Source organism: Porphyrobacter sp. HT-58-2, from assembly GCF_002952215.1.
Lineage (GTDB): Bacteria > Pseudomonadota > Alphaproteobacteria > Sphingomonadales > Sphingomonadaceae > Erythrobacter.
On record NZ_CP022600.1, the window covers coordinates 446392 to 467851 of the forward strand.

Annotated in this window: 21 protein-coding genes and 1 pseudogene; 6 read left to right on the plus strand and 16 right to left on the minus strand. The window is 65.4% G+C overall.

Annotation, left to right across the window (positions count from 1 at the left end; genetic code table 11):
- Positions 1–3 precede the first annotated feature (3 nt).
- From CHX26_RS02180 to CHX26_RS02195, 4 genes are all read right to left on the minus strand, one after another.
- The gene (locus tag CHX26_RS02180) at positions 4–426 is read right to left on the minus strand and encodes a 23S rRNA (pseudouridine(1915)-N(3))-methyltransferase RlmH (RefSeq protein ID WP_104940960.1); all 423 of its coding nucleotides are present in this window, start codon (positions 424–426) and stop codon (positions 4–6) included.
- Positions 427–652: 226 nt separating this feature from the next.
- Complete coding sequence (gene rsfS / locus CHX26_RS02185) at positions 653–1006, minus strand: ribosome silencing factor (RefSeq protein WP_104943195.1); 354 nt, start codon at positions 1004–1006, stop codon at positions 653–655.
- Positions 1007–1180: 174 nt separating this feature from the next.
- Positions 1181–1861, minus strand: a complete 681-nt coding sequence (locus tag CHX26_RS02190) for a nicotinate-nucleotide adenylyltransferase (protein ID WP_104940961.1) — start codon at positions 1859–1861, stop codon at positions 1181–1183.
- Between the two features lie 7 nt (positions 1862–1868).
- Positions 1869–3158, minus strand: coding sequence for a glutamate-5-semialdehyde dehydrogenase (locus CHX26_RS02195; protein WP_104940962.1), 1290 nt, complete (start codon positions 3156–3158; stop codon positions 1869–1871).
- A 183-nt stretch (positions 3159–3341) separates the two neighbouring features.
- Here CHX26_RS02195 and CHX26_RS02200 point away from each other — a divergent pair, with 183 nt between their 5' ends.
- Positions 3342–4547, plus strand: coding sequence for a M23 family metallopeptidase (locus CHX26_RS02200; protein ID WP_257790847.1), 1206 nt, complete (start codon positions 3342–3344; stop codon positions 4545–4547).
- 13 nt (positions 4548–4560) lie between these two features.
- A complete protein-coding gene (locus CHX26_RS02205) occupies positions 4561–4929 on the plus strand; it encodes a bactofilin family protein (protein WP_104940964.1) in 369 nt (122 codons plus the stop codon).
- Positions 4930–5028: 99 nt separating this feature from the next.
- On the opposite strand, the gene CHX26_RS16260 is transcribed toward CHX26_RS02205, so the two are convergent.
- From CHX26_RS16260 to CHX26_RS02235, 7 genes and pseudogenes are all read right to left on the minus strand, one after another.
- Entirely contained in the window at positions 5029–5466 is a 438-nt protein-coding gene (locus CHX26_RS16260) for a class I adenylate-forming enzyme family protein (protein WP_442956936.1), read from the minus strand.
- Positions 5467–5511: 45 nt separating this feature from the next.
- Positions 5512–6698: pseudogene (locus CHX26_RS02210) on the minus strand (AMP-binding protein); the annotation flags it as partial.
- A gap of 252 nt (positions 6699–6950) precedes the next feature.
- Entirely contained in the window at positions 6951–7685 is a 735-nt protein-coding gene (locus tag CHX26_RS02215; RefSeq protein WP_104940965.1) for a DUF1013 domain-containing protein, read from the minus strand.
- A gap of 98 nt (positions 7686–7783) precedes the next feature.
- Complete coding sequence (locus tag CHX26_RS02220) at positions 7784–8821, minus strand: glycosyltransferase family 4 protein (protein ID WP_104943196.1); 1038 nt, start codon at positions 8819–8821, stop codon at positions 7784–7786.
- A gap of 77 nt (positions 8822–8898) precedes the next feature.
- Positions 8899–9798, minus strand: a complete 900-nt coding sequence (locus CHX26_RS02225) for a UDP-2,3-diacylglucosamine diphosphatase (protein WP_104940966.1) — start codon at positions 9796–9798, stop codon at positions 8899–8901.
- A 111-nt stretch (positions 9799–9909) separates the two neighbouring features.
- Positions 9910–10539, minus strand: coding sequence for a glutathione S-transferase family protein (locus tag CHX26_RS02230; protein ID WP_104940967.1), 630 nt, complete (start codon positions 10537–10539; stop codon positions 9910–9912).
- Positions 10532–11530, minus strand: a complete 999-nt coding sequence (locus tag CHX26_RS02235; protein ID WP_104943197.1) for an NAD(P)H-quinone oxidoreductase — start codon at positions 11528–11530, stop codon at positions 10532–10534. Before CHX26_RS02235 ends, CHX26_RS02230 begins: the two co-directional genes overlap by 8 nt.
- Positions 11531–11661: 131 nt before the next feature.
- Here CHX26_RS02235 and CHX26_RS02240 point away from each other — a divergent pair, with 131 nt between their 5' ends.
- The 3 genes from CHX26_RS02240 (at position 11662) to CHX26_RS02250 (ending at position 15438) form a co-directional block, all read left to right on the plus strand.
- Entirely contained in the window at positions 11662–11871 is a 210-nt protein-coding gene (locus CHX26_RS02240; RefSeq protein ID WP_442956916.1) for a DUF1192 family protein, read from the plus strand.
- Between the two features lie 132 nt (positions 11872–12003).
- Positions 12004–14364: an ATP-dependent Clp protease ATP-binding subunit ClpA gene (clpA, locus tag CHX26_RS02245; protein WP_104940969.1), complete on the plus strand. Its 2361-nt coding sequence runs from the start codon at positions 12004–12006 to the stop codon at positions 14362–14364.
- Between the two features lie 66 nt (positions 14365–14430).
- The gene (locus tag CHX26_RS02250) at positions 14431–15438 is read left to right on the plus strand and encodes a ligase-associated DNA damage response exonuclease (RefSeq protein ID WP_104940970.1); all 1008 of its coding nucleotides are present in this window, start codon (positions 14431–14433) and stop codon (positions 15436–15438) included.
- 41 nt (positions 15439–15479) lie between these two features.
- Here CHX26_RS02250 and CHX26_RS02255 read toward each other — a convergent pair whose 3' ends face one another.
- The gene (locus tag CHX26_RS02255) at positions 15480–15800 is read right to left on the minus strand and encodes a hypothetical protein (protein WP_104940971.1); all 321 of its coding nucleotides are present in this window, start codon (positions 15798–15800) and stop codon (positions 15480–15482) included.
- A 101-nt stretch (positions 15801–15901) separates the two neighbouring features.
- Between CHX26_RS02255 and CHX26_RS02260 the strand changes: the two genes are divergently transcribed.
- The gene (locus CHX26_RS02260; protein WP_104940972.1) at positions 15902–17500 is read left to right on the plus strand and encodes a cisplatin damage response ATP-dependent DNA ligase; all 1599 of its coding nucleotides are present in this window, start codon (positions 15902–15904) and stop codon (positions 17498–17500) included.
- On the opposite strand, the gene CHX26_RS02265 is transcribed toward CHX26_RS02260, so the two are convergent.
- Genes CHX26_RS02265 through CHX26_RS02280 form a run of 4 tightly spaced genes read right to left on the minus strand, consistent with a single transcriptional unit; the run spans position 17497 to position 21395 of the window.
- On the minus strand, positions 17497–18063 hold the full coding sequence (locus CHX26_RS02265; RefSeq protein ID WP_104940973.1) for a gamma carbonic anhydrase family protein: 567 nt from the start codon (positions 18061–18063) through the stop codon (positions 17497–17499). The genes CHX26_RS02260 and CHX26_RS02265 overlap by 4 nt on opposite strands.
- Complete coding sequence (locus tag CHX26_RS02270; protein ID WP_104940974.1) at positions 18060–18614, minus strand: GNAT family N-acetyltransferase; 555 nt, start codon at positions 18612–18614, stop codon at positions 18060–18062. The genes CHX26_RS02265 and CHX26_RS02270 overlap by 4 nt, the downstream gene beginning before the upstream one ends.
- Positions 18607–19602, minus strand: a complete 996-nt coding sequence (hemB, locus tag CHX26_RS02275) for a porphobilinogen synthase (protein ID WP_104940975.1) — start codon at positions 19600–19602, stop codon at positions 18607–18609. The genes CHX26_RS02270 and hemB overlap by 8 nt, the downstream gene beginning before the upstream one ends.
- Before the next feature lie 44 nt (positions 19603–19646).
- On the minus strand, positions 19647–21395 hold the full coding sequence (locus CHX26_RS02280) for a M23 family metallopeptidase (protein WP_104940976.1): 1749 nt from the start codon (positions 21393–21395) through the stop codon (positions 19647–19649).
- Positions 21396–21460: the final 65 nt, after the last annotated feature.

Genomic DNA, 21460 nt, shown 5'->3' on the forward strand with positions numbered 1-21460 from the left:
GCCTCATGCCCGATGATAGGGATGGCCCGCAAGGATCGTGGTGGCGCGGTAGATCTGCTCCATCAGCATCGCGCGGGCGAGCATGTGCGGCCAGGTGGCGGGGCCGAAGGCCAACAGCAGGTCGGCAGCGGCGCGCTCGGCGTCGGAATGCCCGTCCGCCGCGCCGATCATGAAGCGGGTTTCGCGCACACCCTCGTCGCGCCACTTGCCGAGCAGGCTTGCGAAGGCTTCCGACGACATTGCCTTCCCGCGCTCGTCAAGCAGCACGGTTCGGCAGGGCGTAAGCGGCTCTGCCGCCTTGCCCGCGCCGGTATCGGGCCATTCGGTGATCTTGCAGGGCCAGGTCATGCGCTTGGCATAACGTTCCACCAGATCGCCCTCTGGCGACCGGCCAATCTTCCCGCGCGCGATGATGTGGAGGAGAATGAGCGATTCCTTTTGCTCTCACGGCACAAGGCTTCGCCTTGGCCTCCGAGGGGGCGGCCTAACGGCCGACGGGCGGTCGCCCTTGCGACCCCTACGGGGCCGAGCCTCCCACCAAACGGACCGCAGCGCGGTCCGCAAGGCCGACCGGCCACCCGCAGGCGCTCAAGCCCGCAGGGCTTGAAACAGCACCGAGGACGAGGGCGCGGAGGCGCCCTCGCAGAGAAAACTAATTTCTACCCAGCATCGACGTTTCAGACCCCTCGAACGACCACATGCGTTCAAGGTTGTAGAAACTGCGCACTTCAGGGCGGAACAGGTGGATCACCACATCGCCGGCGTCGATCAGCACCCAGTCGGCCGCTGGCAGGCCTTCAACCCGCGCGTGGCCATACCCGGCCTGCTTGATCTTTTCCGCGAGCTTCTGCGCCATCGCCGCGACCTGCCGGGTCGAACGCCCGCTGGCGATCACCATGTGATCGGCAATCGAGCTTTTCCCCTCAAGCGGTATCGAGACGACTTCCTGCGCCTGATCGTCGTCAAGCTGAGCCAGCACCAGCTGGTGCAACGCGGCGGAGCCCATCTCAGGCTTGCCCAATGACTGGGCGAGCTTGGCGGCGGCCTGCGCCGGGCCAAGCGGGATGGAAGCGGCAAGGGCTTCGGTAGTCGGCAATCGGGTATCTCCAGAGTTCAGGGCGATGATGGCGCACAGGTCGCAGGTCGGCCAGCGGAAGAGCCGAAACGCTGGTGCAGCGTCTCATGCGCCCTCCTCTGAGCGGAGCCTGCGAAATGTCAGCCGATCGCGCAGCGGTGGTGAAGACTGTCCGCGTTCCGAACCTTCGCCGAGCAAAGCTGCGGCCCACCCGGCATGGGCACGACGAAGCGCCGTGGCCGAGCGGTGGTCAGGATCGAAACGCAATAACACCAGGGCCGGTGCGCTCCATTGCCCCCGTTTCCGAAAGCTGGCTGCGGACACCTGATAGCGCCTGAGCCAGGCCATGGCGGGGCTCGTCATGGCAGCTGCATCATAGCCGGGCCGCGCGATCACCGCAATCGGCATTGTCCGGGCGAGCCGCCGCCAGTCCTTCCAGCGGTGCAACTGGACGAGATTGTCGGCCCCCATCAGCCACACAAAATGCCGCTTGGGATAGCGCCGTACGAGCCGCGTCAACGTGTCGACGGTGTAGCGGGTGCCAAGCTGCTGTTCGATTGCGGTCGGCACGATCCGGGCGCGGCGCGCCTGGCGCCTTGCGGACAGCATCCGCGCCTTGAGCGGTGCCATCCCGGCCTTGGGCTTCAGAGGGTTGCCCGGAGAAACCAGCCACCAGGTTTCGTCCAGCCCCAGCGCATCGGCCGCGAACAGCGTGATCCGCCGGTGGCCGCCATGGGCCGGGTTGAAACTTCCGCCAAGCAGGCCGGTGAGGACAGGCGTGGTCATTGCCCGCTCAGGGACGCGTCTGCCCGCTCCCGCGCACCTGCCACTTGTAGGTCGTCAGCCCTTCGAGCGCGACCGGGCCGCGGGCGTGCAGCCGCCCGGTGGCGATGCCGATTTCCGCCCCCAGTCCGAACTCGCCCCCATCGGCGAATTGCGAGGATGCATTGTGCATCACGATCGCGCTGTCGACCTCGGTGAGGAAGCGTTCGGCAGCCGCATCGTCCGCTGTCACAATGGCATCGGTGTGGGCCGAGGAATGGCGCGCGATGTGGGCGAGCGCCTCGTCCAGCCCGTCGACCATCGCGACCGAGAGGATGGCGTCGAGATATTCGGTGTCCCAGTCATTCGCGCTGGCCGGAATCACCCGCGAATCGAGCGCCTTGATCCGGGCGTCGCCGCGCACTTCGCAGCCCTTGTCGATCAGCGCCGCGACCAGCGTGGCGGCCTCAGCGAAGGCGGAATCGATCAACAGCGTCTCCATCGCCCCGCAAATACCGGTGCGGCGCAGCTTCGCGTTCAGCGCGATGTTCAGCGCCATGGGGGGATCGGCGGCGGCGTGGACATAGGTGTGGCAGATACCGTCGAGGTGCGCGAGCACCGGCACCTGCGCATCGGCCTGTACCCGCGCGACGAGGCTCTTGCCCCCGCGCGGCACGATCATGTCGATCAGGCCTGCCGCCGTCAGCATTGCGCCCACACAGGCGCGGTCCTGCGAGGGGATAAGCTGCACCGCATCGGCCGGAACGCCACCTGCCACCAAACCTTCGACCAGCGCGGCGTGGATCGCGCGGTTGGAATGCACCGCCTCGCTCCCTCCGCGCAGCAGCGCCGCATTGCCGGCCCGCACGCACAGGGCAGCCGCATCGGCGGTGACGTTGGGACGGCTTTCGTAGATGATCCCGATGGTGCCGATCGGCACACGGATACGCTGCAATTTCAGACCATTGGGCCGCTCGCTCGCATCGATCACCTGTCCGACCGGATCGGGCAGATCAGCCACGGCGGCGACTGCATCGGCAATCCCTGCCAGCCGCGCTTCATCCAGCCGCAACCGGTCAAGCATCGCGCCCGAAAGCCCGTTCGCTTCGCCCGCTGCGATGTCTTTCGCGTTGGCTTCGAGCACGGCCGGGGTTGCAGCACGAAGGGCAGCCGCAGCCTGGTGGAGCGCGGCGGCGCGGGCAGCGCTCGGCATGGCGGCGAGACCGCGCTGGGCCTTGCGGGCAGCCCGGGCCAGCCCTTCGATCAAAGCAGCAGGATCGGAGACATTCTGGGCGGAGGGAAGGGAAGATGCATGTGTCATCCCATGACCTCTAGCATCCGTAGAGCCGCCTGTCAGGTCACCCGATTCGCTGGCCTTGAAGCGCAAGTGTCGTACGCTCATGCGACGCGTGCATCCGTTCACCGCGAATCCCTTTCGACTCGCCTGCACAGGTCGGTTTGGATTCGACCATAGGTAATCGCGCTGATAGCGGCGACTGTGGGCGTGAGAACAAAATCGGGGCCGCAATTGTCAGACAGAATTTCCGCACAGACGTGGGGTGAACGGCTGCGACAGTGGTTCCCCGATCGCGAGTTCTTCATGCGCGCCGATGGTCAGGTGCGCTTCATCAAGCTGTCCTCGAAACTCCAGATCCGCGTCGCCGCTGCGGTGGTTGCGCTTGTGGTGCTGTGGCTGGTCGCGCTCGCCGTGATGGCATGGGGCCAGTATCGGGCCGAGGCTGACCTCGCCTCTTTCGCGGAACAGAAGGCCCGCGTTGCCAAGTCGGAAGAACGGCTCAAGGCCTATGGCGGCAATCTCGACAAGGTGGTGGACGATCTGCGCGCGCGGCAGGATTTCCTCGATGATATGGCGCGAATGCTGCCTGAAGACATGATCGCAGAAGGCGATGTGACCGGCACGGTCACGGATTCGAGCGCCGAGGCCAGCGACACCGTCCAGAAGGTGGGTGCGCTGATTCCGCAGGCGCGCGGCCTTGCCGAAATCGAAGCCCGCCAGCTTGCCTTTGTGGAACGCCTGACCCGCTTTGCCGACGCACGCGCGCGGCGCGCCGAGGCCGCGATGCGCAAGCTCAATCTCGATCCGCGGCTGATGAGCCGTGAAACGCAACAGGCCATGGGTGGCCCGTTCGAGGCGCTGGCCGGCTTCGGCGGCGACAAGGACGACATCGACCCGCGGTTCGAACGTCTCGGCCTCAGCCTTGCGCGCATGGCGGTGCTGGAACGTGCGCTTGACGGGATCCCGCAGGTTGTTCCGGCCTCGGTCGAGAACATCTCATCCGGCTTCGGCTATCGGCGCGATCCGTTCAACGGGCGCGCGGCGATGCATTCCGGTATCGACTTCAAGGGCGCGGTCGGCTCGCCGATCTTCGCTGCCGCCGATGGTCGTGTGACCTTCGCCGGATGGAAGGCCGGTTATGGCAAGGCGATCGAGATCAGCCACGGTAACGGAATGTTGACCCGCTATGCGCACCTTTCGGCTATCAGGGTGAAAGTCGGCCAGCCGGTCGCTGCCGGGGCCACTATTGGCGGGCTCGGCAACACGGGTCGTTCGACCGGGCCGCACCTGCATTTCGAAGTCCGCATCAATGATCGCGCGGTCAATCCGCGCCCGTTTCTGGAGGCTGCCCCCGATGTTCTCAAAGAAGTCCGTGGAAGCGGCTCCGACCGCCCCGGCCCCAAGGCCCGTTAACAGGAGCAGCGCGATGGGTTCGGGTTCCACCTTCTCGGTGATCGGTGCGGATGTAACGATCAAGGGCGATGTGGTCGCTACGGCCGATCTCCATATCGACGGCACGATCGATGGCGATATCAAGTGCGCCGCCCTGGTTCAGGGCGAAACCAGCAGCATCAGCGGCGCGGTAACGGCGGAAAGCGCGCGGCTTTCGGGCAAGGTGACCGGCTCGATCACGGCGCGTGAACTCGTCATCCTGCGCAGCGCCCGGATCGAGGGCGATGTGCATTACGATGCCCTCACCATCGAACAGGGCGCGCAGGTCGATGGCCGCTTTGCCCCGAATGCGCGACAGCCGGTCAAGGCTGTGCCGACGGCTTCGATCGAAGCAGCGGAATAATCGCCCCAGGCAATGTTTCACGTGAAACCCCCTCGCAGCGCGCCGCTGGAGGGGGTCTGGAGGGGCTCGAACAGGGGTCTGGCCCCGTGTTGAACCTGCTTAAAGCACCTCTGCCCGCAGCGTCTTGCGGTCGAGCTTGCCGATCATCGTCTTGGGCAGGCTTTCGCGGATCACCACCTGATCGACCCGCTCGTGCTTGCCGATCTTCGCGTTGAGCCATTCCGCCAGTTCCTCGCCCGTCGCCGAGGCGCCTTCGTTCAGCGTCACATAGGCACGCGGCACTTCCCCGCGATATTCCTCCGGCACGCCGATCACCAGCGCCTCTTTCACGGCCGGGTGTTCGAGGATCACGTCCTCGACCACGCTGGGGAAGACCTTGAAGCCGCCCACCGCGATCATGTCCTTGATGCGGTCGACGATCTCCAGAAAGCCATCCGCGTCCACCCGCGCGACATCGCCGGTGCGCAGGTACCGCTTGCCGCCATGCTCCACGAAAGTCTCGGCATCGGTTTCGGGCCGCTGCCAGTAACCGCGCATGATCTGCGGGCCGGACACGGCAAGCTCCCCCGGTTCGCCTTCGGGGGCCAGCTTCGACGGGTCACCCTTATCGAGCAGGATCACTTCAGTCCCCGGCACCAGCTGGCCGATGGTGCCGCGCTTGCGGGTGCCTTCATAGGGATTGGCCGAGACCACGCCCGAACTTTCGGTCAGGCCATAGCCCTCGCACACCCGCACCCCGGTGACCTCCTCGAACTTGAGATGCACTGGCGCAGGCATGGGCGCCCCCCGGAGATGCAGACTTTCAGGCTCGACAGATCGGTTTGCGCCAGATCCGGGTGATCGAGCATCGCCTGAAACATCGTCGGTACGCCCGGAAAGCCGGTGCAGCGGTAACGCGCGATTGTCTCCAGCACCTGCTTGGTTTCGAACCGCGGCACCATCGCGATCGAAGCGCCTGTCACCATCGCGTGATTGAGCAATGCGGTGTTGGCGAAGACATGGAAGAACGGCAGCGCGCCCATGAATACCTCGCCCGTCGGATTGCCGAAGGGGTTGAGCGCGGCGACCTGCTGGGCGTTCACCGAAAGCTGGTCATGCCCCAGCATCGCCCCCTTGGGCCGCCCGGTGGTGCCGCCGGTATATTGCAGCAGAGCGAGATCGGCCGGGGTGATGTCAACCGGCGCGGGTGCGCGGTTCGGCGTCATGTCAGCCCAGCTGCGGATCGTCGTGCCATAGGCCACATCGGCAATCTGGCTTCGCTTCAGCAGCTTGAGCGCCAGACCCTTGTACCACGGCAGCATCTCGGCAAGGCTGCCCACCACCAGCGTTTCCAGCGCCGAGGATTCGAGCACCTTCTTCGCTGTCTTGTAGAGTTCCGGCACATCCACGGTCACCAGCACGCGGGTGCCGCTGTCGCCGACCTGCCAGCTCAGTTCCTCGACCGAATAGAGCGGCGAGAAATTCACCACCACCGCGCCCGCCATCATCGCCCCGTAATAGGCGGCGGCGTAGACCGGCACATTGGGCAGGAACAGGCCGACCCGGTCGCCCTTGCCAATGCCGATTCCCTGAAGTCCGGCGGCAAAGGCCTCGGCCTGCTGATGGATGTGGCTGTAGGTGTAGGTGCGCCCGAGGAAGTGCAGGAAAGGCGCATCGGGGTTCTGGCGCAAGGTGCGCTCGAACATGGCTGGCAGCGTGGCAGGCTCGAAGGTGGAATCGAGCGGCAGGGGGTGATGATAGGCGGCGGGCGCGAGGCTACTGACAGTCATGTCAGTAATTGTGACGCACTATCATTCGCAGCACAAGCGAAACTGCGGGATTTTCGCGATTTGCGTTGCCCCAATTTCGTCGCCCCGGACTAGATCCGGGGCTTGGGTCAAAGGCAAATGGGGCAGCGCGACTTCGGCCGGCCGAAGGACGGGCCGCGAGCGCATGCGCGCGAGCCGCAGGTGCTCAGGCCTGCAGGGCCTGAAACAGCACCGAGGACGTGCCCGCGGAGGCGGGCACGCACACAGAAAACCTCAAATGAACCCGCTTTCGGGATCGATCTTCTGTTCGGCAGCTTCGGCTTCGCGCTTGCGGGCAAGCCAGGCTTCGGCTTCGGCTTCCTGCGCGGCTTCGCCTGCGGCCTTGGCCTGCGCGTCACGCTCTGCGCGCAGTTCCTCGATCAGCTTTTCGCGGTCGTTGCGAGCCGGCGCGGCAGTGTCGGCATCCTCGGTGATCCCGGCACGCTTGGCCGCCTTGGCGACCATCGCGTCAAGCTCGCGCTGCGAACACAGGCCCAGTGTGACCGGGTCCTTGGGCTGAATGTTCTGGATGTTCCAGTGGCTGCGGTCACGAATCGCGCCGATGGTGTTGCGGGTCGTGCCAATCAGCTTGCTGATCTGCGCATCCGACACTTCCGGATGGTTGCGCAGGATCCAGGCAATGCCGTCGGGCTTGTCCTGCCGCTTCGATACCGGAGTGTAACGCGGGCCTTTGGTGCGGGTCACTTCGACCGGGGCCTTGTGCATCTTGAGCACATAGGACGGGTCATTCTGGCCCAGCTCGATCTCGGCCTGGGTCAGCTCGCCCGAGTGGACCGGATCGCGCCCGGTGTACTTGCTGCCCGCGAGGTCATCGGCCATCGCCTGCACTTCGAGAATATGGAGGCCGCAAAACTCGGCGATCTGCTCGAAGGACAGCGCGGTGTTGTCCACCAGCCAGGTCGCGGTGGCATGCGGCATCAGCGGCTTGGGCTGATCCTTGGTCGCCATGGGGAAATCTCCGTTGAAAATGAAAGGGCCGCCCCTTTCGGAGCGGCCGTCTTGGGAGCCTAGATAGGCGAAAGCGGGGAAAACGGCAAGAAATGGATTCAGAACGCGGACAAGGCAGCGAGAGATTCCGCCTCGCCTTCTTCGAGCGCGACCAGACCCGACAGGAACTGCCGCGTCGCCGCCTCCCAAGAATAACTCGCGCCATAGGCAGCGCAGGCCTTGCGGTCGCAATAGCGCGCAGCGTCGATCGCGCGGGTGAGGTCCTCTGAAAGCGCCCCGACCTCGTCGATGACGATGTCGAGCGGCCCCGGAACGGGGAAGGCGGCGACCGGGGTGCCACAGGCCAGCGCCTCGATCATGACGAGGCCAAAGGTGTCGGTGCGGCTGGGAAAGACGAAAACATCAGCGCCGGCATAGCAGCCCGCCAGTTCGGTGCCGGTCTTCTTGCCAAGGAACAGCGCGTCGGGGAACCGCGCCTCAAGGCTTGTGCGGGCCGGGCCGTCCCCCACCACCACCTTGGTGCCGGGATAGGGGCAGGACAGAAACGCCTCGATGTTCTTCTCGACCGCCACCCGGCCGACATAGAGCAGGATCGGGCCTTCCAGACCGGCATATTCGGGCGGCGGGGGCGCGTTCCGGGAGAAGCAGGCGAGATCCACGCCCCGGCTCCAATGGGTGAGCTGGGTGAGGCCCTGTTCGCGCAATTGCACCCGGATCGTCTCGGTCGCCACCATGATGCGCTGCGCCGGACGGTGGAACCAGCGGATATAGGGCCAGAACAGGCTGGCGGGCAGGCCGGTGCGGCGCGCGATGTAGTCGGGAAACTGGGTGTGGTAGGCGGTGGTGAACGGCACCTGACGGCTCAGACAATACCGCCGCGCGGCCAGCCCCAACGGCCCTTCGGTGGCGACATGCACCGCATCGGGCGCGATTTTCGCCAGCCGCCGTCCGACAGCGCCGGGGGCGGTCAGCGCCAGCCGGATTTCAGGGTAAGTCGGCGCGGGCAGCGAGGGATATCCCTCAGGCGAGATCACCGTCACGCCATGCCCCCACTGGCGCAGCACCTCGCAGGTGGTCGAAAGCGTGCGCACGACCCCGTTGGTCTGCGGGTGCCAGGCATCGGTCACGATCGCAATGGAAGCCGGCTCGGACGCCGCAGGGGCGAAGCTGTGCGGCGGCGCATCACCGTCGGGAAGGATCGTGGTATACCGGTTCACGCAGCCTCGCGTGCAAGGTTCGCCTCAGGTGCGACGGCGTCACGCTCGCGGCGCGCAATCTCGTCGGGCCAGTGCAGGATTTCCATGCGCCCGTCATGATGTTCGACCAGCGCGTTGCAGCCTTCGACCCAGTCGCCATCGTTCCAGTATTCGATCCGCTTGCCATTATGCTGGAACTCGCGGAATTCGGCGGTGTGGATGTGTCCGCACACCACCCCGTCGACCCCGCGCTCACCGGCAGCGCGGGCGACGACTTCCTCGTATTTGCCGATGAACTCGACCGCGTTCTTGACCTTGTGCTTGGCCGCCTTGGAGAGTGACCAATAGGGCTTGCCCAGCCAGCGCCGCACGGTGTTCACGGCGATGTTGCACTTCATCATGAAGTGGTAGGCGTGATCGCCCACGAAGGCGAGCCAGCGGTGTGACAGCATGACGGCATCAAATTCGTCGCCATGCAGCACCATCAGCCGGCGGCCGTCGGCGGTGTCGTGGAAGGCGGCGCGGCGGATCTCTATCCCGCCGAAATTGAGCCCGGTGAACTGGCGGAACATCTCGTCGTGATTGCCCGGGATATAGACCACCCGCGTGCCGCGCCGGGCGCGCTTCATGATGCGCCAGACGATATCGTTGTGCGCCGAGGGCCAGTAGAATTTCTTCTTCAGCCGCCAGCCGTCAATGATGTCGCCGACGAGGTAGATCGTCTCGCTGTCCGTGTGGTCAAGGAAGTCGATCAGCAGCTCGGCATTGCAGCCCTTGGTGCCGAGGTGGACATCGCTGATCCAGATCGTGCGATAGCGACGACGCGTGCCATCCTCCGGCTCGGGCGTGCGCGGGGCGGAGAGCGGGAAGCTGGCGATGTTGTCGGAGATCAGATCATCGAGGTCGGCGCCGGTCATGGGACATTCCTGAGTGGCTGGGCTCAGGCGTCTCTTGGCAGGCAATTGTTACAGGCGACTCTCAGCGCCGTGGCGGTTTCGCGTCATGTTTTCAGACTGATGACAAGCGAATCAGGCCATCGGGACGAAACCGGGCAGCGCGTCAACCCGCGCGATCCATGCGCGGATGTGGGGGTAATCGCCCAGCCCGAACCCGCCCTCCTCGGCGACATGGGTATAGGGATAGAGCGCGACGTCAGCGAGCGTGACCGCTTCACCGCAGAAAAAGGCGTTCGTAGCCAGATGCTTGTCCATCAGCTCCAGCGCCGCGCAGCCCGCCATGCGCTTGGCCATGATCTGCGCGCGTTGCTGTTCCGAGAGGTTGGCCTCACCCACGAAACGCAGCCAGAAGCGCAGCGTGGCGACATTGGGTTCGTGATTGTACTGCTCGAAGAACATCCAGCGCAGCATGTCAGCCTGCGCGAACCGCTCCTGCGGGATCAGCGCCGAACCATGGGCGAGATACCAGCAGGCGGCGTTGCTTTCCGGCAGGAAGCGTGTCCCCTCACCCTCGCCGATCTGAAGCACCGGGATACGACCATTGGCGTTGACGGTGGCGAGAAACTCCGGGGTGCGCGTTTCGCCCTTCATGATATCGTAGGCGCGCGTCGCAAGCGGCAGGCCAAGCAGCGCGGCTGTCAGCTTGATCTTGTAGCAATTCCCGCTGCGGGGGTCTTCGTGGAGGGTGAGAGTGTCAGCCATTGCCGCCTTCTTTGGCAACCTCCAGCACGATCTTGCCGATATGCTCGCCCGCCTCCATCCGGGCGTGCGCGGCGGCGGCCTCAGCGAGGGGGAAGGTCATGTCCATGACAGGCGACAACTCGCCATCGCAGAACAGCGGCCAGGCATTGTCGGCGATCTCGTCGGCGAGTGCTGCCTTGAAGGCATCGGTGCGCGGGCGCAGGGTTGATCCGGTGAGGGTCAGACGGCGCATCATCACCGCCGCCATGCTTAGTTCTGCTTTTGCCCCGCCGAGCACAGCGATGGTGACGTGTCGACCATCTTCGGCGAGGCATTTGAGATTGCGCGCCACATAATCGCCCGAGACCATGTCGAGCACGATGTTCACACCCTTGCCCCCCGTATGGGCCATGACCGCCTCGACAAAATCGGCCTCGCGGTAATTGATCGCGAGGTCCGCGCCGATGCGGGTCGCGGCGGCGCATTTGGCGGTGTCGCCGCAGGTGACAATGACATCCAGCCCGAAGGCCTTGCCAAGCATGATCGCCATTGTCCCGATGCCGGACGTGCCACCGTGGATCAGCACGCTCTCCCCATCGCGCGCGAGGCCGCGCTCGAACAGGTTGTGCCACACGGTGAAGAGCGTTTCGGGCAGCGCGGCGGCTTCCGACAGCATCATGCCTTCCGGCACCGGCAGGCAATGCTGCCAATGCGCCGCGCAATATTCGGCATAGCCCCCGCCCGGCGTGAGCGCGGCGACATATTGCCCGATCATCTCGCGCGGGACTTCATTGCCGACCGCGACGATCTCGCCCGAAACCTCCAGCCCCAGCAATGGCGAGGCACCCGGCGGCGGCGGATAGGCGCCCGCGCGCTGGAGACAGTCGGGCCGGTTCACCCCGGCATAGGCGACCTTGATCAGCACATCGTCAGGGCGCAGGCGCGGCAATGGCACAGTGCCAAGCTTCAGCACATCGGGAGCGCCCGGCGCGTCGAAAACGATTGCAGCCATGCTTTCCGGCAACTGCGCACCCATGCTTGCGACCATTACCACTGTTCCCCCGTTATCGCCCGATTAACCAATCGGAATGGGCGAATAACCGTCTCGCCGATTGACAGCAAGCCGCTTGGGGCAGATGCTGCATGGCAATGGAAGAACCGGATCGCCCTCGCCCCAGTGGAGACGCGGCTTCTCGCCTCGCAGGCGAAGACCTCGGCCCCTATTCGCAGGCCGAGCTGGATGAACGCATCGCCCTGCTCGAAGCGGAAATCGTCCGGGTAAAGGCCCACCGCGCCAAGGCTGCAGCGCACCGCGCGGCGGCCGACGCCCTGTTCGGAAAGGGTGGCGGATGATCCACGCCCAGCCTGATCACGTAACTGCGACAGGGGATTCGCAATTTCCTGCCCCCACCCCATATTGTTTGCAACCGGCTCTCTCCGCTCGCCAGCCACGAGCAACCACCGCCCGCTGAAAAGGCCTCTCCCATGCCCAGCTTCGCCCAGAACCTCGAACGGACCCTGCACAATGCGCTCGGCAATGCGTCCGAACGTCGGCACGAATATGCCACGCTCGAACACCTGCTGCTGGCGCTGATCGACGATGAGGACGCGGCCGCCGTGATGGCCGCCTGCGGGGTTGACCTGGCCGAGCTTGGTGAGGTGGTGAAGCAGTATCTTGATCAGGAATATCAATCACTTAAGACAGAAGACGGCGCTGATCCGCAGCCCACGGCGGGCTTTCAGCGGGTGATCCAGCGCGCCATTCTGCACGTCCAGTCGTCAAGCAAGGATACCGTCACCGGCGCCAACGTGCTGGTCGCGCTGTTCTCCGAGCGCGATTCCTACGCGGTCTATTTCCTCCAGCAGCAGGACATGAGCCGGCTCGATGCGGTGAGCTATATCAGCCACGGCATCGGCAAGGGCGGCCGCCAGATCGAAGGCAAGACGCCCCAAGGCACCGACAAGCCTGAGGAAGCCGCGCAGCAGACCAAGGACGCAGGGGGCAACAAGAAGGAAACGGCGCTCGACCAGTTCACCGTCAACCTCAATGCCAAGGCCGAGGCCGGGAAGATCGACCCGCTGATCGGGCGCGGGCCGGAGGTTGACCGGACGATCCAGATCCTGTGCCGCCGTTCCAAGAACAACCCGCTCTATGTGGGCGATCCCGGCGTCGGGAAGACCGCGATTGCCGAAGGCCTCGCGCGCAAGATCGTCGAAGGCGATGTGCCTGAAGTGCTGGCCGAAGCGGTGATCTATTCGCTCGACATGGGCGCGCTGCTCGCCGGCACGCGCTATCGCGGCGATTTCGAGGAGCGGTTGAAGCAGGTCGTCACCGAGCTTGAGGCGATGCCCAACGCGGTGCTGTTCATCGACGAAATCCACACCGTGATCGGCGCAGGCGCGACCAGCGGCGGAGCGATGGACGCTTCGAACCTGCTGAAGCCCGCGCTCTCCAGCGGCGCGATCCGCTGCATCGGGAGCACGACCTACAAGGAATTCCGCAACCACTTCGAAAAGGATCGCGCGCTGCTGCGCCGGTTCCAGAAGATCGACGTGAACGAGCCGACGGTCGAGGACACGATCAAGATCCTGAAAGGCCTGCGCAGCGCGTTCGAGGATCACCACAAGGTCAAATACACCCCCGACGCGATCAAGACCGCGGTGGAACTCTCGGCGCGCTACATCAATGATCGCAAGCTGCCCGACAAGGCGATCGACGTGATCGACGAGGTCGGCGCCATGCAGATGCTGGTGCCGCCCAGCCGCCGCAAGAAGACCATCACCGCCAAGGAAATCGAAGCGGTGATCGCCACGATGGCGCGCATCCCACCCAAGTCGGTCAGCAAGGACGACAAGAAGGCGCTGGAAAACCTCGAACGCGATCTGAAGCATGTCGTGTTCGGACAGGACGAGGCGATCACGCGTCTGGCGACCGCCATGAAGCTCAGCCGTGCGGGCCTGCGCGATCCGGACAAGCCCATCGGGAGCTTCCTGTTCTCTGGCCCCACCGGGGTCGGCAAGACCGAAGTCGCGCGCCAGCTCGCCACGATCATGGGGATCGAGCTGAAGCGCTTCGACATGTCCGAATATATGGAGCGCCACTCGGTAAGCCGCCTGATCGGCGCACCTCCGGGCTATGTCGGTTACGATCAGGGCGGGCTGCTGACCGATGCTGTCGACCAGAACCCGCATTGCGTGCTGCTGCTCGACGAAATCGAAAAGGCGCACCCAGATCTCTACAATATCCTGCTGCAGGTGATGGATAATGGCCGCCTGACCGACCATCACGGCAAGACGGTCGATTTCCGCAATGTGGTGCTGATCATGACCACCAATGCGGGCGCGGCCGACATGGCGCGGCAGGGCATCGGCTTTGGCGACGTGAGCAAGCAGGATGCGGGCGACGAGGCAGTGAAGAAGATGTTCACCCCCGAATTCCGCAACCGCCTCGATGCAATCGTGCCGTTTGCCTATCTCGGCAAGAACACCGTGGCGCGGGTGGTGGACAAGTTCATCCTCCAGCTCGAACTGCAACTGGCCGAACAGAACGTCCACATCCAGTTCGACAGCGATGCACGCGGCTGGCTCGCGGACAAGGGCTACGACAAGCTCTACGGCGCCCGCCCGATGGCCCGCCTGATCCAGGAAAAGATCAAGCAGCCGCTCGCGGAAGAACTGCTGTTCGGCAAGCTGGCCGATGGTGGCGAAGTGCATGTCAGCATCAAGGACGGCAAGCCGGTGTTCGAGATGACCCCCGCCCCGCCCAAGGTGAAGCCGACAAGGAAGGCAGCGGCGAAGAAGAAGCCCGCGGCCAAGAAGCCCGCGCCGGAAACCGACGAGGGCTGAGGGCGTCAAACCACAAATGGGGCGCGGGAGAGGAACCTCTGCCGCGCCTCTTTTGTTGAAAGCAGCATGAGCGCGCCTTTCGCATGGATCCGCCCTGAGGCGTGGGGCATCCACATCGTGCCCGCCGATGTCTGGGTCGATCCCTCGCGTCCCGTCCCGCGCGCGCTGGTGACCCATGGCCATGCCGATCACGCGCGCGGCGGACATGGTGAAACCATCGCCACCCCGGCAACGCTGGCGATCATGGCGCTGCGCTATCAGACGCGGGAGGGTGCCTCGCCGGTGGAATATGGCGAGAGCGTCGCCATCGGCGGGGGGGTAACGGCGACCTTCCTGCCGGCCGGACACGTACTGGGCAGCGCGCAAATCCTGCTCGAGCACGCCGGCGAGCGGGTCATCATCACCGGCGATTACAAGCGCGCGCCCGATCCGACCTGCACGCCCTTCGCGGTCACCCCCTGCAACATCTTCATCACCGAGGCGACCTTCGGCCTCCCGGTCTTCACCCATCCCCCCATCGGCGAGGAAATCGCCAAGCTGCTCACCGCGCTGGCCGACAATCCGGACTCCTGCGTGCTGGTGGGCGCCTATGCGCTGGGCAAGGCGCAGCGGGTGATCGCGGAGCTGCGGGCGGCGGGCCACACGGAGACGATCTGGCTCCACGGCGCGATGGAGGCGATGTGTCGCCTCTATGAGGAACACGGCGTCGCGCTGGGCGATCTGCGCCTTGTCAGCGATGCGCCTTCGAAAGAGGCGATGCGGGGGGCGATCATCCTTGCGCCTCCGCCTGCCCTCAATGATCGCTGGAGCCGCCGCCTGCCCGATCCGATCACCGCCATGGCTAGCGGCTGGATGCGGGTGCGCGGCAGGGCGCGTCAGCGCGGGGTCGAACTGCCGCTGGTGATCTCCGACCACGCCGACTGGAACGAACTCACCCGCACCATCACCGATGTGAACCCGACCGAAACCTGGATCACCCACGGCCGCGAGGAAGCCTTGCTGCGCTGGTGCGAGCTGAACCAGCGCCGCGCCCGCGCACTGGCACTGGTCGGCCGAGAAGACGAAGACGATTGAGGACGAGGATGACTGACATCCCCGTCCCGGCCTTGTTGCCCTTACTTGATCGCGGTGAGATCGGCCTCGATCTTCACCAGCGTCTCGTCGGAGATCATGCCCTGCGAATAGGGGGCGAGAACCCGCAGGCTCAGGGTCTTGAACTGTTCGTAGGCCGGATGCTGATCGACCGGGCCGAGGTGCTTGGCCAGCACCGCCTTGGCGCGATCATCGGCCATCAGCGCCTCGATCGGAGTGTCGAGCGTGAACAGCGCGGCAGGTGCTTCAACCGGTGCCGATGTATCGGTCTGAGCCAGCACGGCAGCGGGAGTGGCCATCGCCGCAAGGGCAACACCGAAGGCAGCAAGAGGCGAGAAAGTCATGCAGGGGGTTCCTTGATCACGACGCAGGACAAATCTGTGTCTGCCCGGCGCTTTATCGCATTTCCATGTCGACGCAATGAACGGTTGCCGGAGCTTGGCTGATGGAGGAATTTGCCGCACTGCTCGATGCGCTGGTCTACACTACAAGCCGCAACCGCAAACTGGCGCTGATCGCCGCCTATCTGCGAAGCGCGCCCGATCCCGACCGCGGCTGGGCGCTCGCCGCGCTGACCGAGGGGCTGGATTTTCCGGCGGTCAAATCCTCGACCATCCGCAACCTGATGATGGAGCGGGTCGATCCGGTGCTGTGGGCGCTGTCCCGCGATTTCGTCGGCGACACGGCGGAAACGGCCAGCCTGCTGTGGCCGGAACCTGAGAGTGCTGTCCCTCAGCCGCCACTGACGCTGGCCGAGGTGGTCGAGCGCCTCACCGCGCTTACGCGCGCCGGGGCTCCCACCGCGCTTTCTGCGCTGTTCGACAGGATGGATGCGCGCGGGCGGTTTGCGCTGATCAAGCTCGCTACCGGGGGGATGCGCGTTGGCGTATCGGCACGGCTTGCCAAGACTGCCTTCGCACAGGCCTTTGGTGTGGCAGTGGAGGAGGTTGAAGAATACTGGCACGCCCTTGCGCCGCCTTATGCCGAACTGTTCGCATGGGCGGCAGACGGCGGCCCCGCGCCCGATCTGGCGGGCGTACCGCGTTTCCGCCCCTTCATGCTCGCGCACCCGCTGGAAGATGGCGCGGTGGACCTCAAGGACTATGCCGCCGAATGGAAGTGGGACGGCATCCGCGTGCAGCTGGTGCGTGCCGGAGGCGCAACGCGGGTCTATTCGCGCTCGGGCGACGATATCTCCGCGACCTTCCCCGAATTGCTGGATGTTCTGCCGATCGACGCGGTACTCGATGGCGAATTGCTGGTGCGCGGCTCGACCCAAGGCGGGGAGGCAGGCGGCGCGGCGAGTTTCAATGCGCTTCAGCAGCGGCTCGGGCGCAAGAGCGTCTCAAGGGCGATGCTGCGCGATTACCCGGCTTTCGTGCGACTTTACGATGTGCTGCTGGTGGAAGGACGCGACTGGCGCGAGCATCCGTGGAAGTTGCGCCGCGCGACTTTGGAAGCGCTGATGCCGCGCCTGCCCGCCAGCCATTTCGATCTCTCCCAGCTGGTCGAGGCGCCCGACTTTACGGCGCTCGCCGCGATCCGCGATACCGCGCGCGACGAGGCGATCGAAGGGCTGATGCTCAAGCACCGCGAAAGCCCCTACGTGGCTGGGCGCAAGGTGGCGCTGTGGTACAAGTGGAAACGCGATCCGCTGCTGATCGACTGCGTGGTGATGTATGCCCAGCGCGGTAGCGGCAAGCGGTCGAGCTTCTATTCGGACTACACCTTCGGCTGTTGGGACGGGGATCCAGATGCAGGGGCGGAGCTGCTTCCCGTGGGCAAGGCCTATTCCGGCTTCACCGATGCGGAGCTTAAGAAGCTCGACCGCTTCGTGCGCCAGAACACCCTCAATCGCTTTGGCCCGGTGCGCGAAGTGAAGCGCGAACTGGTGTTCGAAGTTGCCTTCGATAGCGTCCACACCAGCAAGCGCCACAAGAGCGGCCTCGCCATGCGCTTCCCGCGCATCCACCGCATCCGCTGGGACAAGCCCGCACACGAGGCGGACCGGATTGAGGGGCTCAGGGCGCTGGTGAAGGACTAGCCCAGCGCCGCCGCAACCGCCTCGGCATGGTGCTTGGCGTTTTCGGCATAGTGCATCACGCCCACGCGCATTCCGGCAATCGCGGCATCATCGAGATCACGCATCTTGCGCGCCGGACGTCCGCCCCACAATTCGCGCGGCTCGATCACCTTGCGCTCGGTCAGCATCGCCCCCGCGCCGAGCATGGCGTCGCTCCCGATCACCGCCTTGTTCATCACGATCGCCCCCAGGCCTACAAAGCCGCGATCGTGGATCGTGCAACCGTGCACCACCGCCATGTGGCCGATCAGCACATCATCGCCGATCACCAGCGGGCAGCCATCCGGGTCGCCGGGGCGCGGCGGGTCGCAGTGGAGCACAGAGCCGTCCTGGACATTGGTCCGCTCGCCAATCCGGATCGAGAACACGTCGGCGCGCAGCACGCAATTGTACCAGATCGACGAGCCTGCCCCGATCACCACATCGCCGATGATGGTGCAGCCGGGCGCGATGAAGGCGGTGTCGTGAATTTGCGGAGTCTTGCCGTGGATAGGCACGATGTTGACGCCGGGGCGTGTGGTCATGTGTGGCTCTCCCATTGGTCGCGGGTGATGGCATAGGCGATGATGCGCGGGTTTTCAGGGTCGAAATCGGCGCTGTCGAAGTCGAGATCCTCGCGCCGCTCCATACCGAGCCGCAACATCAGGCCCCAGCTGGGTGTATTGCCTTCGACGGTCAGCGCGATAACCTCGTCCGCTCCGAAGCGGGCAAAGGCGATATCAAGCGCCGCAGCGGCGGCTTCTTTGGCATAGCCCTGCCCCCAGGCATCCTCGCGCAGCCGCCAGCCGACTTCCATCATCCCTTGCGGCCCGCCCGGCTGATTGGAGCGCTTCAGCCCGCAAAAGCCGAGCAACGCGCCGTCTTCGCGGCGCTCGACCACCCAGAAGGTATGACCGTGATCGGTGTGGTAGGCTTCGAGTCGTGCCTCCACGGCCGCCCGTCCGGCGTCGTCGACCACCCCGCCGAGCCAGCGCATGACGGCAGGCGTATTGGTGACGCGCCAGAACTCCGGCCAATCCTCCGCGCGCCAGTCGCGCAAGGCAAGGCGGGGCGTTTCGTGCCTGAATTCACCCATTGAGCAGGCGCGCGACATGCGCGGCATGATAGGTCAGCACCCCGCTGCATCCGGCGCGCTTGAAGGCGATCAGCTTTTCCATCACCAGCGCATCACGGTCCCCGATGCCGGCAGCCTGCGCGGCCTCGATCATCGCGTATTCGCCGCTCACCTGATAGGCGAAGACCGGCACGTCGAAGCGCTGCTTCACCCGGTAGATGATGTCGAGATAGGCGAGACCGGGCTTCACCATCACCGAATCCGCGCCCTCAGAGATATCCATCGCCACTTCGCGCATCGCCTCGTCGGCGTTGGCGGGGTCCATCTGGTAGGCCTTCTTGTCGCCCTTGAGCAGGCCGCCGCTGCCCACCGCATCGCGGAACGGGCCATAGAAGGCGCTAGCGTATTTGGCGGCGTAGGACATGATCTGGACATTGGGATGCCCGTTCATCTCCAGCGCCATGCGGATCGCGTGGATGCGCCCGTCCATCATGTCGCTGGGCGCGATGATGTCCGCGCCCGCGTTCGCCTGATTGACCGCCTGATCGACCAAGACCGCCACGGTCGCGTCGTTCAACACATAGCCGGTATCGTCGATCAACCCGTCCTGCCCGTGGCTGGTATAGGGATCGAGCGCCACGTCGGTCAGCACGCCGATATCGTTCCCGCAGGCGTCCTTGATCGCGCGGATCGCCTGGCACATCAGGTTATCGGGATTATGCGCCTCGGCCCCGTCGTCGCTACGCAGTTCATGCGGCGTGTTGGGGAACAGCGCGATCACCGGAATCCCGAGATCGACCGCCTCCTTCGCCCGCGCCACGATGCCATCGACCGACCAGCGCGATACGCCGGGCAGGGTCTTGACCGGCTCCTCCACGCCCTTTCCCGCAGTGACAAACAGCGGCCAGATCAGGTCGGCGGGTGTGACAAGGGTCTCGCGGTGGAGCGCGCGGCTCCAGCCGTGGGCGCGGGTACGGCGCAGGCGGGTGTTGGGAAAATGTCCGGTCATGGCGCGAGACTTACGCGCAATCGCGGCTTGACGACAAGCTCTCGTTACAGGGTGCGCGCTGCTGTCCCTGCCCGGGCCATGTCGATTTTCTCGATCTCGCGCACAGGTTCCTTGGCCTCGCCCGGCAGCGGCTCGAGATCCTTGAGCGCCGCGCCGACCTCGATTTCCTTCAAGCGGAGCAGCTGGCGGCGGAAATCGATCAGCTCGGTGCCGGAAAGCTCGGCGCGGGTGACAAAGGCGACGCTCGCCGGGTTGATCGCCCGCCCACCGCGATACATTTCGTAATGGAGGTGCGGGCCGGTCGAAAGGCCGGTGGAGCCGACATAGCCGATCACCTGCCCGCGCCGCACGCTTTGCCCGGCGCTCACTGCCATGCGGCTCATGTGGCAATAGCGGGTCGAAAGGCCGCCGCCATGCTCCAGCCGCACCGCGATGCCGCAGCCGCCCGCGCGCCCTGCCGCGCTGACCCGGCCATCCGAGACCGCGACGATCGGCGTGCCATAGCGCGCCTTGAAATCGAGCCCGGCGTGCATCCGGGTATAGCCAAGGATCGGGTGACGCCGCATCCCGAAACCCGAAGTCGTCGGCCCCGGCACCGGCGCCAGCAGCCCGCGCCGCTGTTCGCCCACGCCCGAGGCCTCGTAGAACCGGCCGTCCTTGCCCCAACGCATCAGCTGGGTGCGTGCCTTGCCGGCGCGATCGACCCCGGCATAGAGCAATTGCCCGGCCTGCCGTTCACCGGTCGCTGCGCGGCGATAGCTGATGATGATGTCGAATTCGTCGGTGGCGCGCACCTCGCGGTCCATGTCGATCTGCGCATCGAGGGCCTTGAGATATTCCTGCACCGCGCTCGCCGGTACGCCTGCCTGCCGCATCGAACGGTAAAGGCTGGAGCCCACCACCCCGCGCACCCGCAGAGGGGTATCGTCGACGCGGATCACATTGCGCTTCAGCGCCAGCGGGCCGGACGGAACCACCGGTGTGCCGTCTTCGGCGATCTCGCCCACGCCAGGCCGGGTCAGCGCCAGCTCCAGATCGAAGCGGGCGCGGAAGGCGAGGCTGTCGAGCGGGCGCGGCTCGCCGGGTGCCGGGCGGCGCCCCAGCAGCACGTCCATCTGCGTCCCCGGCGTGATATCGCCCAACGGCACCGCCTGCCCGATCAGCGCCGCTGCACGATCAATGTCGCCGGCCGCCACGCCCGCACGGCGCAGCATGGAGGCAAAACTGTCGCCCGGCGCAAGCGTCACCATCAGCTGGATCTGCGGCCTTTCCGGCGCGCTCTTGAGCGGGATAACGGCCTGCGTTGGCCCCATGCGGCGACCGCTATCGCCCCCCAGCGCCAGCGGCAGGATCATCTGGCTGCGCAATTCGCTGTCGACCTCTTCGGCCTGCGGCATGGCGGGGCGGGCTTCGAGCGGGGTGAGATCCGGCCAGAAGGCCAACGCGAACACGCCCAGCCCAACCATCGTCGCCAGCCCGCGCAGCCAGCGGCGGCTGCCGATATCCTCGGCCAGATCGGGTGCAAGATCGAGGCCTTCGAACCATCGCGAGACGCCAAGACGCCATTCGTCATAGCGTTGCCCCCAGCCGTTGACGCGGGCAATGACCTCGCGCCGGGCAACCTGCGCTTTTGTCGGCGGTGCCAGAGCCTTGCCGTGGCGCATGTAGGACATGAGCTCGCGCGCGGTGGCTGGGTCGATCGGCGCGGCTGCAGGTTCAACCGGCGTCACCACGCCATCGGGATCGCCGGCCGGCTCATGCCCGAAGTTCACATTGCGCACGTGGTTCAACATTCTCGCCCCGAAAGCGGTGCATGACGGGGCGGCTTGCCCGGTGTCCCGGTTCCTCCCTTGTCGCA